14 protein-coding genes and 1 tRNA gene are annotated in these 12,099 nt (G+C 71.7%); 5 read left to right on the forward strand and 10 right to left on the reverse strand.

All coding sequences use genetic code 11. From position 1 onward, the window contains the following. Positions 1-1,010 precede the first annotated feature (1,010 nt). From ABZV00_RS32505 to ABZV00_RS32515, 3 genes are all read left to right on the forward strand, one after another. Positions 1,011-1,946, forward strand: coding sequence for a replication-relaxation family protein (locus ABZV00_RS32505; protein ID WP_355613330.1), 936 nt, complete (start codon positions 1,011-1,013; stop codon positions 1,944-1,946). A 568-nt stretch (positions 1,947-2,514) separates the two neighbouring features. Beyond that, entirely contained in the window at positions 2,515-2,658 is a 144-nt protein-coding gene (locus tag ABZV00_RS32510) for a hypothetical protein (protein WP_355613332.1), read from the forward strand. Positions 2,659-2,771: 113 nt separating this feature from the next. After that, positions 2,772-2,912, forward strand: a complete 141-nt coding sequence (locus tag ABZV00_RS32515) for a hypothetical protein (protein WP_355613334.1) — start codon at positions 2,772-2,774, stop codon at positions 2,910-2,912. A 28-nt stretch (positions 2,913-2,940) separates the two neighbouring features. Here the strand turns inward: ABZV00_RS32515 and ABZV00_RS32520 are convergent, their stop codons facing one another. The 5 genes from ABZV00_RS32520 to ABZV00_RS32540 form a co-directional block, all read right to left on the reverse strand. Further along, a complete protein-coding gene (locus tag ABZV00_RS32520; protein ID WP_355613336.1) occupies positions 2,941-3,579 on the reverse strand; it encodes a 2'-5' RNA ligase family protein in 639 nt (212 codons plus the stop codon). A gap of 14 nt (positions 3,580-3,593) precedes the next feature. Next, a complete protein-coding gene (locus tag ABZV00_RS32525) occupies positions 3,594-4,256 on the reverse strand; it encodes a hypothetical protein (protein WP_355613338.1) in 663 nt (220 codons plus the stop codon). Positions 4,257-4,363: 107 nt separating this feature from the next. Next, complete coding sequence (locus ABZV00_RS32530; RefSeq protein WP_355613340.1) at positions 4,364-5,161, reverse strand: alpha/beta fold hydrolase; 798 nt, start codon at positions 5,159-5,161, stop codon at positions 4,364-4,366. Continuing rightward, positions 5,158-5,733, reverse strand: a complete 576-nt coding sequence (locus tag ABZV00_RS32535) for a hypothetical protein (protein ID WP_355613342.1) — start codon at positions 5,731-5,733, stop codon at positions 5,158-5,160. Before ABZV00_RS32535 ends, ABZV00_RS32530 begins: the two co-directional genes overlap by 4 nt. A gap of 34 nt (positions 5,734-5,767) precedes the next feature. Next, positions 5,768-6,019 (reverse strand): hypothetical protein, encoded by a 252-nt coding sequence (locus ABZV00_RS32540; protein WP_328419057.1) that lies wholly within the window; start codon positions 6,017-6,019, stop codon positions 5,768-5,770. Positions 6,020-6,099: 80 nt separating this feature from the next. On the opposite strand from ABZV00_RS32540, the gene ABZV00_RS32545 reads away from it, so the two are divergent. Both ABZV00_RS32545 and ABZV00_RS32550 read left to right on the forward strand, forming a co-directional pair. After that, positions 6,100-6,516 (forward strand): tetratricopeptide repeat protein, encoded by a 417-nt coding sequence (locus ABZV00_RS32545; protein WP_355613344.1) that lies wholly within the window; start codon positions 6,100-6,102, stop codon positions 6,514-6,516. Between the two features lie 90 nt (positions 6,517-6,606). Further along, entirely contained in the window at positions 6,607-7,503 is an 897-nt protein-coding gene (locus ABZV00_RS32550) for a hypothetical protein (RefSeq protein ID WP_355613346.1), read from the forward strand. Between the two features lie 95 nt (positions 7,504-7,598). Here the strand turns inward: ABZV00_RS32550 and ABZV00_RS32555 are convergent. The 5 genes from ABZV00_RS32555 to ABZV00_RS32575 form a co-directional block, all read right to left on the reverse strand. Next, positions 7,599-7,670 (reverse strand) — tRNA-Val (locus ABZV00_RS32555). A gap of 81 nt (positions 7,671-7,751) precedes the next feature. Next, positions 7,752-8,216: a peroxiredoxin gene (locus tag ABZV00_RS32560; protein ID WP_355613348.1), complete on the reverse strand. Its 465-nt coding sequence runs from the start codon at positions 8,214-8,216 to the stop codon at positions 7,752-7,754. 91 nt (positions 8,217-8,307) lie between these two features. Then, on the reverse strand, positions 8,308-8,745 hold the full coding sequence (locus tag ABZV00_RS32565; RefSeq protein WP_328419061.1) for a DUF3052 domain-containing protein: 438 nt from the start codon (positions 8,743-8,745) through the stop codon (positions 8,308-8,310). 112 nt (positions 8,746-8,857) lie between these two features. Next, on the reverse strand, positions 8,858-11,356 hold the full coding sequence (locus ABZV00_RS32570; protein WP_355613350.1) for a thiamine pyrophosphate-dependent enzyme: 2,499 nt from the start codon (positions 11,354-11,356) through the stop codon (positions 8,858-8,860). Between the two features lie 51 nt (positions 11,357-11,407). Further along, positions 11,408-11,812 (reverse strand): MarR family winged helix-turn-helix transcriptional regulator, encoded by a 405-nt coding sequence (locus tag ABZV00_RS32575; RefSeq protein WP_355613399.1) that lies wholly within the window; start codon positions 11,810-11,812, stop codon positions 11,408-11,410. Between the last annotated feature and the right edge of the window lie 287 nt (positions 11,813-12,099).

Genomic DNA, 12,099 nt, shown 5'->3' on the forward strand with positions numbered 1-12,099 from the left:
CGGCTGGATCGCCGCCGCGCTGCCGGCGCTCGGCTTCCTGACGATGGTGAAGATCGCCCTCGGCCGCGCCGACCCCGCCCCACCCGAGCGCACCGACCCGCCCACGCGGGTCGCCCCAGGACCGCCGCTGATCGCGGACGCCGCGGTCCCGGACACCCGCGAGCCGGTCCCCGCACCGCCACTGCCGGTCCCCACGAACACTGGCCCGGTCCGGGACTGCATCGCCGTGGTCCCCGCCCCGGCGGTCCCGGACCCGGCGGTCCCGGACCCGGCGGTCCCGGACCCGGCGGTCCCCGCCCCGGCGGGCCGAGGACACACCGGTCCGGGACCGAGGCCCGGGGATCACCGCGCTGGTCCCGGCCGCCCGGACCGCCGCCCGTACCCTCGACGCCCACGGAACACCCCTGTCCCGCAAGGCCCTCGCCGGACAGTTGCGCGCGGACGGGCACCAACTGTCCAACGCCACGGCCTCCACGCTCGTGCGCGTCGTGCGCGGCGAGAGCATCCCACCCGTGCCGGACCTGTCACACCGGGAGGCCGCGTGACAGAACCACAATCTGCGACCTCTGTCAGCCATAGCCGTCGCCGTGAGACCAGCACACGGGTCTGTCAGGAAGCCCGTCTCCTGACAAAACCTGACCCGACCTGGCAGAGCGAACACCGGCCCGCCCGTCACGGCAAGGCGAGCAGTGCGCACCCTTGCTCTCCATCCCCTGTTCGGATCCTCGAAGGAGCAACAAGCATGCTGACCCAGCTCAGCGACCCTCACCCGCGCCACCAGAGTCGCCACCGACCTGCGGCGCACTCGCTGTCAAACCACTGTCAAGGCGGAACCGGTGTGGCCGGCCGTGTCGACGTCGGTGTCGGTCTCCGTTGCACCGTCCGCCTTGATCCTGACCCCCAAACCGACCCGCCGAGCCCGCCTACAGCCCAGGTCAGGCCCCCTTTCAGGAGTGCGGGCCGGCTCCAGACACACCCTCATGTGTGGGGTGTCCCCCCAGGGGCCGCCCATGCGTAAACCGCTACCGGATCCGGACCCGCTGCTGCGCCTACAGGCCAGCATCACCACCCGCGACGACCGCCTCCTCGGCTGGCTCTACGACCATGGAGTCCTCACCACCGATCAGATCGGCGCCGCACTGTTCCCGTCCCTGGACTTCGCCCAACGCCGAATACGCCGCCTCACCGTCCTGCATGCGACAGACCGGTTCCGACCCAACCGGGCCTACGGCGGCTCCTACCCATACCACTACGTCCTGGACCAGCTCGGCTACGACCACGTCCACGCCCAACGCCGGCTCGGACGACCACGCCGGGACCAGGCCCGCCGCCGCAAGCAGTCCCTGACCGCCCGGCCGGACCTGCCGCACCTACTCGGCGGCAACCAGGTCTTCATCGACCTCGCCGCCCACGCCCGCACCCACCCCAACACGGCCCTGGACCGGTGGCAGCCCGCGTCCGCCTTCCACGAGCCCGGCGTGTTCTACCGCCGAGGCGGCAACCCGCAGATGATGGTCCACGGACCGACCGGACTGCCCCGCCCCGACGGCGCCGGGGTGTGGACCGAGCACGGACGGTCCGTGCCGTTCTTCCTCGAGTACGACACCGGAGGCGAACACCTCCAGGTCCTCATCGACAAGGTCATCAAATACAAGCGGCTGTACACAATGAGCACCTGGGCCTGGCCGGTGCTGTTCCACCTCCCCTCCGCACGAAGAGAGGCGAACCTGCACCACCGCCTCGCCGGCATCGGCCTGGAGACGGTCATCGCCACCACCACCGCCGACCTGCGCACCGCACTCGCCGCCAGCCCCGCCCACCAAGTCTGGCAACGGCCCGGCCGTACCGGCCGTCACCGCCTCATCGACCTGCCCTACACCGACACCTGCCACGATGACCAATACCCAACCCACGAGCGACCCGCCCCGGACGAACGGGCCGCCTGATGAGGCAAGGCGGGACACGCGGCGCGTGCGGCGGCCTAGAGGCCGCACGCGCCGCCGAACCCAATTACCGCCAACCCCGGGCGGACGGCCGTCGCCCGCCGTACGGGCGCGCACCGAGGCGACGGAACGGACTGCGCGCCGGACGGGAGCTGCCAAAGTCTGCCAGCCGCGCTGTTCAGCGACAGCGCCCGCGCGCCGCGCGCACCCACACCAGCGTCACGCCGCTGCGAGCCGCTCTGAGTGGCGAACGCCTTCACTTCCGCGGTCACCAGAGGTACCGTCCGCGGCCCCTCACCACACGCCGATCCGCCGCCGACTCCGGCTGGCGGAACCCGACGATCAATCGTCAGCGAATTCCTACCACCGAGAAGGAGATGCCCATGGCCCCACGCCTTGACCTCACGTCACGAGCCGTCCTGGGAGGGACATGGCCACACGCCGTGACCAGCAATCACGCGCGAACACACCACACCCGTCGCCGCCGACCCCGCCCACGCGGACAGTCGACGGCGAGGCCCCAACCGCGCACTCCGACCCCGAACCTGCCGTTCTGCCGGGGACGCTGTCGATGGCCCGCTACCTGACCGACACCGACACCGAAACCGAGATCCAAGCATTGGCCGCCGAAGCCGGCCTCCCCACCGTCGACCAAGCCGCCACACTCGCCCGCCTGCTGCGCCTGCACCAACCCGCACCGCCACGCGCCGCGTGACCTGCGCCCGCCCCCTTCAGGGCGGGCGCAGCCCGTCTCCCCGAACGCTGGTCCCGTGAGCATTGCGCGGCAGAGGACGACCCCCGCCGCGCGGCCACACCACGATGCGAGTCGTGGACGCCCCACGCCGACGAGAGAACGCCTACTACCTGCCGCCCGAGCTGCGTGGCCAGGAGATCGCCCCGGAGCAAGTCTTCGGCCAGCCCCGCCCCGGCTACGGCACCGTCTACCTACGCACGGCCAGTGGCGACTAGCTAGCGCGGCAGGCGCTGGAGACCGGCCTCAGGATCCAAGCTCGATGGTTGCGTACGGTTCCCACACGTACATCCCCTCGTCGCGGTTGAGGACGATGAGCTGGCAGGAGTTGATCAGGGCATTCGCGCTGAGGTTCGGAGCGGAGGAGAGAGCCTCGATAAGCGGTGCCGCAGGGCCGTGGGTGTTGGTGTTGGTGTAGGCCAGGCTGAGGTGAGGGTTGTAAGGCTCGGCGGCCTCGGGTACCCGATCCTGTCCCCAGACGTCCGCGATGGCGATGCGGATGGCGGCGCGTAGCTGCCGCACGGGCTCGACTGGGTCAACGGCGATCTGGATGGACTCAGGATCGACGTGGGGGGTGCCAATGGTGAGCTTGAACGGGGTCAGCCGTGCACAGCGACTTCTGGCGGCAGCAACGATGGCGTCGACGTCGTCGGTAGCGACGTCTTGAACGAAGCCGATGCCCTGCATGGTGAGGTGCAGCCATCGGTTCGGGATGACATCGAGGCTGGGCTGCGAGGACAGCAGGGACCGGTACTGATCGGCGAGTTCCTCGACCTCGGGTTGCCCATCGAAGGTGATGTGCCAGGTGTAGAAGCGGGAGCCGATTCCCCAACCCGGTCGCCAGTACCAGTGGTTACGGACGTCGGTGGCGTGCGGGACTGCCATGGGTTCTCCAGGTCTCACGGAAGTTGACGGGCGGCGCCGGTGGCGCAGAATTCGGTGATGGCTGCTTGGACACTGCGGGCCTCGATGCTCGTGCGCAGCGACGGGTCGCTGGCGAGGCTTCGGCCGACGCTACGCAGGCGGTGCACCAGCGGGTCGAGTCGCTGTTCGGGTGGCAGAGCGAGCACCGGAGACAGGACCGAAACCGCGCCGTCGAGGCTGCCGGCTTTGAGGTGCGCTGCAGCGGCCCAGATGCGGATTTGGGCCAGTGTGCCGTAGGCGACCGAGGGATCTGCGGCGGCTTCCGTGAGGGCGTGCTGGGCGTGCTCGATGGCGTTGGCGGCCTCGCCGATGCGAAGCAGCACTGAACCGGCGTAGTTGTGTTGGCGCACTGTGCCGCAGGCTAGGAGGCCACCTACCGGGTCGCGGCTGGCACCTTGGCGGGCTTCCTCAGCCCGTTGCAGTGCCGCTCGGGCCGGCTCGGCAGCGCCGATCTCCGCCCACGCGTCGGCTTCCTGGCAAGCCAGCATGACCGCCGCGCTTCCCTCGGCGGCGTGGCCGTAGCCGCGTACGGCGGCGTTGGCCGCGTCCTCGAACCGCCGCTCCCACAGGTGAATCTTGCTGATCGTCGACAGGACCCACGCGCGGAGCGTGTTGTCGCGGACGGTTTCAGCGCACATCCATGCGGTGTTCTGGCTCTGGACGGGTCTCCTCACGGTGCTGGCCGTCAGGGCCGTAACCTACGGCGGTCGTGGGTGGATCGCGTGGTGGCTCGAGGATGTGCGGGTCAGGCGGTCGCGCCGACCTGGTGGGTGAGGAACGGCAGCACCGCCGCTGGCAGGGCCGGCGCGCCGACGATGTCGTAGTGCGTGTGCCCGGGCAGCACGGCCAGCCGGGCGGCCGGACGGTCGGTGCCGTCCCAACCGGCGTCGCGGTGCCCGCCGCCGAGCAGCCCGAAGAACTCCGCCACATGACTGGTCGGGATCGAGTCGGCGTCGGCGAAGACCAGCAGCGTCGGGATGACCAGCCGCGCCACCTCCGCGGACCAGTCGTAGTCGCGGCGCAGCAGGTCACCGGTCTTGGCCCAGAGCTGCGGCCAGTCCTGCGGGCGCGGGGCGACCCGCTCGTAGAGCTGGTGCGGCGGCGTGCCGCGCATCTGCTCGCCGACCCGTTCGTCCTGCGTGGCCATGGCGGCCAGCACCTCCGGGTACCAGCCGGCCCGCTTGCACGGCGTGGAGACTAGCACCAGCCGGCGCACCAGCGCCGGATGTTGGATGGCGGTACGCAGCGCGACACCGCCGCCCAGCGAGTAGCCCAGCACGTCGGCCGAGGACAGGTCGAGGTGCCCGAGCAGCGCGGCGATGTCGTCGGCCAGCGTCTCGTAGCGCAGCGGGCGGTCGACGTCGGCGGTGCGCCCGTGGCCCTGGAGGTCGACCGCGACGACCCGCCGGCGTTGGCTCAGCGCTGGCACGATCGGGGCGAGCATCTCCACCGACCCGTAGCCGCCGTGCAGCAGCACCAACGGCTGGCCGTCGCCGTGAGACTCGTACCAGAGCCGCAGCCCGTTGACCTCGGCGTAGCTCACCCGGCACCCCCGTTCGTCGGCGTCACCCCGTCCCGATCCAACACCGGGCGTACGACATCGACGAACGAAATCCGGCGATCCGTCCGTACCTCGATCGCGGCTAGCCAGCGCTCCCGGTGCCGCTCGCGCAGCGGCACCGTCGCGTCGCCCGGCTCGCCACCGAGCCGGCGCTGGTCGGCGTACTCCGCGGTGACGCTGGTCAGCACCGACCGGGCCGCCGACGCGACCTCCGCCGGGCCTTCCAGCAACACCAGGTTGTACGCCTCGTCCACGGCGCGCATCGCCGCGTACGCCTCGTCGTAGCCGGGCGCCGGCTCGTCCCCGCCGGCCTCGACCCACCGCCGGTCCAACCGCCGGTACGCCTGGTCGCAGGCGCTCAGGAACCCGACGTACGCGTCCCGCCGCAGCTCGTCCCGGCGCGTCGCCCGCCGCTCGGCGTTCTCCTGTCGAGCGACGGTGAGCTGGTGAGCCAGTTGCCGACGGGTGCTGAACGAGCCGACCAACCCGGTCAGGGCTGCGGCGGCCAACGTGGACAGTGCGGTGATCAGCGCGACGGCGACGGTGTCCTGCACCCGCCCATCATGGCGTTACCAGGAGCACGGGCCGTCATCGGGAGCTGCCGACGCGGGCCGACCTGGCGCGACGCATCCCCCGGGCTGTCCGCAGGATGACCTGATGCACCAGCACGCCGCCGCCGGCGTTGGCCACGGCCAGTCCGGACGCGCCGAGCAACCCCACCTCGATCTGCATCGCGTGAGTGCCGAGCAGCAGGGCTGGCCAGAGCAGCGCGGCGGCGATGAGCGTTGAGCGCCACCACCGCCCGAACGCCAGACCGAACAGGATCATCGTCGGGATCATCGGAGCCCTCCGTCGTCCCTCCCACCGTACGCCCGCCGGCCGATTCCCGAATCACTCGGCACCTGCTGGACGACCTGCCCATGGCGGAGCGGCCCGACGACCATTTCCAGGTCGACCCCGCGAAGTGGTCCTTCTACGCCATGGACGCCTACCGGCTCGCCGAGGACGACACCCGGACGGAGCGGTACGCGGCCGAGGTGATCTTGGCCGCAACGGCACCGGACGGCGTCGAACGGTCGCCGATGCGGGTGGCGGAGGCTCGACTGACGCTGGCCGCCACCGCGGCGCGCACCGGAGAGCTGGAACTGGCCGTCCACACCGGCTTGACCGCCTTCGGTGCCGGTCGCCGCCCGCTTCCGTCGCTGCTGCTCATCGCCGGCGAGGTGGACGCCGAACTGCACCGCCGGTACCCGCGCGAGCAGGCCACCGCCGAGTTCGAAGGTGCCCTGCACGTCCTGCGAGAGACGGTGCTGGGCAACGGCTCGTCGGTGCGATGAAGCCTCGCGGATCCCCAGGTCACGGGGTCACGTTCACCGCAACGGCTTGGTACAGTCGCGCTTCCCCTTGATCGAATAAAGGACATCCGCATGGCCGACACCGGGCCTGAACCTGACGCAAACCAGACTCCGGTTCCGGATCCGGCCGCGGGAGCGGCATTCAGCCCCCAGGACGAGCAGGCACCGGAGACGGGTCCGGGCACGGCTCCTGACTTCGCGCCGGCCACCACCACCTGGGTCCCCACGCCACCGCCGCCGGCCCAGCCCAACCAGACCGGCATCATCGTCGCCGCGGTCGCGGGTGTTGTGGTGCTGGTGCTGATGGCCTGTGTCGGGCTGGTCGGCGGCATCTTCCTGCTCCGCGACGGGGAGACCCCGGTCGCCAGCCCGGCGTCCCGGGCGCCCCTGCTGCCCACGACCGGCGGCAGCCCCACGGCGAGCGGTCAGCCCGACCAGAGCGAGGAGCCAGTGGCGCAGGGGCCGCAGGCCAGCGCGTACCCGGCGGAGAAGGTCGAGGACCTGAACCGGGTGTGCGACGAGGACATCTACTACCCGGAGCTGCCGAAGCGCGCCGGCAAGGCTCCGCACCCGGTCGTCCTGCTCCTCTCGGACACCCCGGGCCTTCGCTACAAGGACGACGGCTACTACTACGACCTGGGCCTGTCGAAGAAGGTCGAGCAGACGTGGGCGTCGGAGGACCCCAGGAAGGTGCAGATGGTGGCCTGCCTCGACCGGGTCAGCACCGGCTCGACGATCCGCAACTGCAAGTTCGACGACCCGAAGCCGCAGACGCTGCCGCTGGTGCGGACCGGCTGGCGACTTCGGGTGTATGAGGCCGCGACCGGGCGCAAGCTGCTGGACAAGGCCATGAACGGCGATGACCAGAAGTGCCCGTACGTCGTCATGGTCGGCGCCGACAAGAAGATCTACGCCGAGGTCAGCGATCGGGCGGCGATCGCGGCACTGCGCAACCTCGTGAACAAGTAAGCCGTTTTCAGCCGGGACGGGGCCCTCGCCGGTGAGCCCGTCCACCGACTCCCGGACGAATCGCTGATCCTAGGGCCGGTGTTTGTGATGCAGGGTGGGCGCGGCAGGTTTCGAACCTGCGACCCCCCGCTTGTAAGGCGGGTGCTCTCCCACTGAGCTACGCGCCCGGAACGCCCGTACGGCGGGCCGGAGGCTGGCAAGCTTACCCTGCTCGCCGCCGGCTCGGGCGCACGGCGTACCCCGGGTGGTCAGGCCGCCGCCTCGGCGAGGGCCCTGCGCCAGCCCCGCTGGTCGCGGGCCTGCCCCGGGCCGTTCAGCTCGGCGAAGCGGACCACGCCGGCCTTGTCGACGACGAAGGTGCCCCGGTTGGCGATGCCGGCCACCTCGTTGAAGACCCCGTACGCCTGGGCGACACCGCCGTGCGGCCAGAAGTCGGCCAGCATCGGAAACTGGTAGCCCTCCCGGTCGGCCCAGATCTTGTGGCTGTAGACCGAGTCGACGCTGACCGTCAACACCTGGACGTCGTCGTTCACGTACTCGTCGAGGTTGTCTCGCACCTCGCCCAGCTCGCCCTGGCAGGTGCCGGTGAAGGCGAGCGGGTAGAAGACCAGCAGCACAGTCCGCTTACCCCGGAAGGCCGAGAGGCGGACCTCCTGGTTGTTCTGGTCCTTCAGCACGAAGTCCGGCGCCTCGGCGCCAACCTCGACGGGCATGCGAACTCCTCGGATCGAGTCAGGAGATGACGGCACGCCAGCCACACCCGGCGGTGCGGAGGACCGCCGGGCGCGAAGGGCAACGGTTGGGCTACTTCTTGCCCTTGACCCCTCGGCGCAGCACCAGGCGGGCGCCGCTCCAGTCCCGGCCGGCGTTGACGGTCGAGGTCTGCTGGAGCCCTGCGGTGGGCGCGGACTCCGCGACCTCACTCGGCTCGACGTGCCCCTCACGCCCTGCCTTCGGCGTGAGTAGCCACACGACCCCGTTGTCGGCCAGCGGGCCGAGGGCGTCGACGAGAAGCTCGAAGAGATCACCGTCGCCGTCGCGGTACCAGACCAGAACCGCGTCGACCACCTCGTCGGTGTCCTCGTCGACCAGCTCTCCAGAGCGGTCGGTCAGGGCGTCCCGGAGATCCTGGTCGACGTCATCGTCGTACCCCATCTCCATGACGACCATCCCCGGTTCGATCCCGAACCGGTCCGCCAGGCTGCGTACCCCGTCGGCGGCCTGACCAGCGGTCGCGCTCACTGTCGCGTGCCTCCTCATCTCGTCCCTGCTCGCGGCGTCGGTGCGACGCCGTCAGGCAAAGTCCACACAGTTGTGCGTCCGCGCGCAAGTGGCGCACCGGGTGGAACGGAATTTACCGTGCCAGCAGCGTACGGGCACCGTCGGTAATGGCTTCCGCGGAGACCAGAACCTGACGTGCTGCTGGACCTAATGGTACAAACGAGTCAACTCCTGCCACACGTCGCGCCGCACCGACATATCCGGCGTCGACCAGTGCGGCGATAACTCCCTCGCCGACACCGCCGGAACGGCGTGTCTCGTCCACCACCAGCACCCGACCGGTCGCCGAGGACTCCCGGATGATGTCGGCCACCGGCATCGGGGCCAGCCAGCGCAGGTCCACCACCCGGGTGCCCACCCCCTCCTCGGCGAGGACGGCCGCGGCCCGCAGCGACATCCGCACCCCGTTTCCGAAGGTGATGATGGTCAGGTCGTCGGCCGACCCGATGCGGTAGACCCGGGCCCGGCCGATCGGCACGTGCCCGGCCACCCAGGCGCCCGGCTCCGGATAGCCGGCCGACCACTCACCGTCACCCTCCGCGTACAGGTCGCGGGTGTGGTAGAGCGCGATCGGCTCCAGGAACACGCAGACGCTGCCGTCCACCGCCGCGCTGGCCAGGCAGGTCCGCAGCATGGGCGCGGCGTCGTCCGGCCGCGCCGGCACCGCGACCACCAGACCGGGCACGTCCCGGAGTACGGCCACCGAGTTGTCGTTGTGGAAGTGCCCGCCGAACCCCTCCTGGTACGCCAGCCCGGCCACCCGCAGCACCATGGGGTTACGGAACGCGCCCTGCGAGAAGAACTGCATGGTGGCCGCCTCGCCACGTAGCTGGTCCTCGGCGTTGTGCAGGTACGCCAGGTACTGGATCTCTGGCACCGGCAGCATCCCGGCCAGCCCGGCGCCCAGGCCCAGCCCGAGCACCGAGGTCTCGTCGAGCAGGGTGTCGAAGACCCGGGCCGGACCGAACCGGTCGCGCAGGCCCTTCGTCACCCCGTACACGCCGCCCTTGGCGGCCACGTCCTCGCCGAAGATGGCCATCTGCGGGTGGTCGAGCATCCCGTCGGCGAGCGCTGCGTTGATGCTCTGCGCCAGGGTCAACGGGCCGGCCAGTTCCGGCAGCTTGCCCCCGAACGCCTCCTCCCGGGCGCCCGCGCCCGGGCCGCTGGCCCGGGCCGCCGCGTCGGCCACCGCCCGTGCCACCCGCACCGGCCGGCGGGGCGCCAGCGCCGACACCACGTCGGCCGCGGAGGCCAGCTTCGGCTCGCCCAGCACCTGCTCGGCGAGCCGGCGTACCTGCCAGCCGGTCTCGTCGTACCGGGCCAGCAACTCCTCGCCCGTGGCCACGCCGGTGTCGACGAGCAGCCGCGCGGTGGCGGCCACCGGGTCCCGGTCCAGGTCCGCGGCGAGTTCCCCCGGGCTGCGGTACGCCGACTCCGCGTCGGCCCCGGCGTGCCCCATGAGCCGGACGGTGCGCAGGTGCAGCACGGCCGGCCGCCGGTGCCGGCGCACCCAGGCCGCGGCCTCCGCCGCCACCGCGTACGCCTGCACCGGATCGGCCCCGTCGGCGGTCAGGTAGCGGATGCCCGGCTTGGACCGCAGCGTCGCCTCCACCCAGCCTTCCGGGGAGCGGACGCTGATGCCCAGCCCGTTGTCCTCGCAGACGAAGAGCACTGGGATGCGCAGTCCGGCGTGGTCGTACCAGCCGGCGGTGTTGAAGGCGGCGGTGGCGCTGGCGTGGTTGACCGAGGCGTCGCCGAACGAGCAGACCACGATGGCGTCCGGTGGCCACGGGGCGTGCGTGGCGCCGCTGCCGACCCGCACTGCGGCACCGGTGCGCCGCCCGGCGCTGTCCAGCCGGCGCAGCCGCTCCACCGCCAGTCCCATCCCGACCGCCCGGGGCAGGTGCGAGGCGATGGTGGAGGTGGTCGGGACGATGGCCAGGTCGGCCCGGCCGAACACCTTGTGCCGGCCTCCGGCGATCGGCTCCTGACTGGAGGCGACCATCCCCCGCAGCACATCCCGGGCGGCCTCCGCGTACGCCGCGAACCCGCCGCTGGGCAGCGCCGTGGCCCCGGCCGGCTCGGCTGCGGGCTCGGATCCCAACGGCTCCGGCTCGGCGGGCGACTCCTGCTCGGCAGGTGACTCCTGGTCGGCGGGCGACTCCGGGTCGGCGGTGGGGGCCGAGTCGGAGTCGGGCACCGGCTCCTCGGTGGGCACCGGCTCGGTGGCGGCCTGGGCGGCGCGCACGCAGTAGAAGGCGCCGGAGCGGTAGTGCAGCAGCGCCGGATCGGTGGGGCGCAGCGCGGCGGCGACCGCCGCGTTGCCCTCGTGCCCGGCCGAGCCGATCGTGTAGAAGCCCTCCCCGAAGCTGCGCAGCCAGCGGCTTGCCAGGTCGAGCTGCCGGCTGGTGACCTGCGCGTCGAAGAGATCCAGCAGTTGCGCGCCGGTCAGCGGGGCGTCGTCGGTGACCGGGTCGGCGGGGTCACGCCGCCGCTCGGCGGCGGGAAGGGCCGCCAGCGTCTCCCGGAAGCGGTCGTCGAGATCTTGCGGGGTGGTCACGTCGCACAGCATTACCGACGGAAGCCCTGGTCGCCCAGTAGGACACGGTCGGCGCGGGTCGACTCACTCCGGGCCGCAGGGCTCCGGACAGCCCCCGTCGGACACCTTCCACACCAGGTCGCGCAGGGTGTCCAACTCCTGGTCGGTCAGCCCGGCCAGGAGTCGGGAGTCGGACATCACCTCGGTCACCCGGGCGCGCACGTTGCGGCCTTTCACGGTCACCACCAACGTCTTCTGCCGCCGGTCGGCCGGGTCGGTGCGACGCTCGACCAGGGCGGCCTGCTCCAGCTTGTCGACCAGCGCCGTCACGTTCGACCGGTCGCAGCCCAGCCGCTCGGCGAGGTCGCGGGCCGGCAACGGGCGGTCCGGGTCCAGCTCGTGCAGCGCCCGGGCCGCCGCCGGAGTGAGCCCCAGCTCGGCGAACGCGGAGCCCTGCCGATGCCGCAGCGCGGCGGTCACGTGCGCCATCCGGCGCACCACATCGGCGGCGAGGCCGGCACGGTCCACCGGCCCACCTGCTCCGGGAACGACCTCCTGCGCCACGGCGCCCATCGTACGCATCGCGTCGGCCGCCCAGCTCACCGATCAGGTTCGGTCACGCCGGCCGGGGCGGGCGATGCCGGACGCAGCCCCGGGCGGGGGCAGCGGCCCGGGTACGGATCGATCGCGGTGATCGGTGTTCGACTGCCGGCGACGGGCCAGGGCCCTCGCCTTTACCTGGCGGCCACCGGGGCTCGCGAGGCTCCCGGAGTCAC

This window comes from Micromonospora sp. NPDC005173, from assembly GCF_040608515.1.
In the GTDB taxonomy this organism is placed as follows: Bacteria; Actinomycetota; Actinomycetes; order Mycobacteriales; family Micromonosporaceae; genus Micromonospora.

Bases quoted from the DNA above. Each gene is read 5' to 3' on its own strand.
- ABZV00_RS32505 (WP_355613330.1), top strand. From the start codon at position 1,011: ATGCGTAAACCGCTACCGGATCCGGACCCGCTGCTGCGCCTACAGGCC.
- ABZV00_RS32525 (WP_355613338.1), bottom strand. From the start codon at position 4,256: ATGTGCGCTGAAACCGTCCGCGACAACACGCTCCGCGCGTGGGTCCTG.
- ABZV00_RS32560 (WP_355613348.1), bottom strand. From the start codon at position 8,216: ATGCCCGTCGAGGTTGGCGCCGAGGCGCCGGACTTCGTGCTGAAGGAC.
- ABZV00_RS32575 (WP_355613399.1), bottom strand. From the start codon at position 11,812: ATGGCGCACGTGACCGCCGCGCTGCGGCATCGGCAGGGCTCCGCGTTC.
- ABZV00_RS32510 (WP_355613332.1), top strand. From the start codon at position 2,515: ATGGCCCGCTACCTGACCGACACCGACACCGAAACCGAGATCCAAGCA.
- ABZV00_RS32520 (WP_355613336.1), bottom strand. From the start codon at position 3,579: ATGGCAGTCCCGCACGCCACCGACGTCCGTAACCACTGGTACTGGCGA.
- ABZV00_RS32550 (WP_355613346.1), top strand. From the start codon at position 6,607: ATGGCCGACACCGGGCCTGAACCTGACGCAAACCAGACTCCGGTTCCG.
- ABZV00_RS32545 (WP_355613344.1), top strand. From the start codon at position 6,100: ATGGCGGAGCGGCCCGACGACCATTTCCAGGTCGACCCCGCGAAGTGG.
- ABZV00_RS32540 (WP_328419057.1), bottom strand. From the start codon at position 6,019: ATGATCCCGACGATGATCCTGTTCGGTCTGGCGTTCGGGCGGTGGTGG.
- ABZV00_RS32570 (WP_355613350.1), bottom strand. From the start codon at position 11,356: ATGCTGTGCGACGTGACCACCCCGCAAGATCTCGACGACCGCTTCCGG.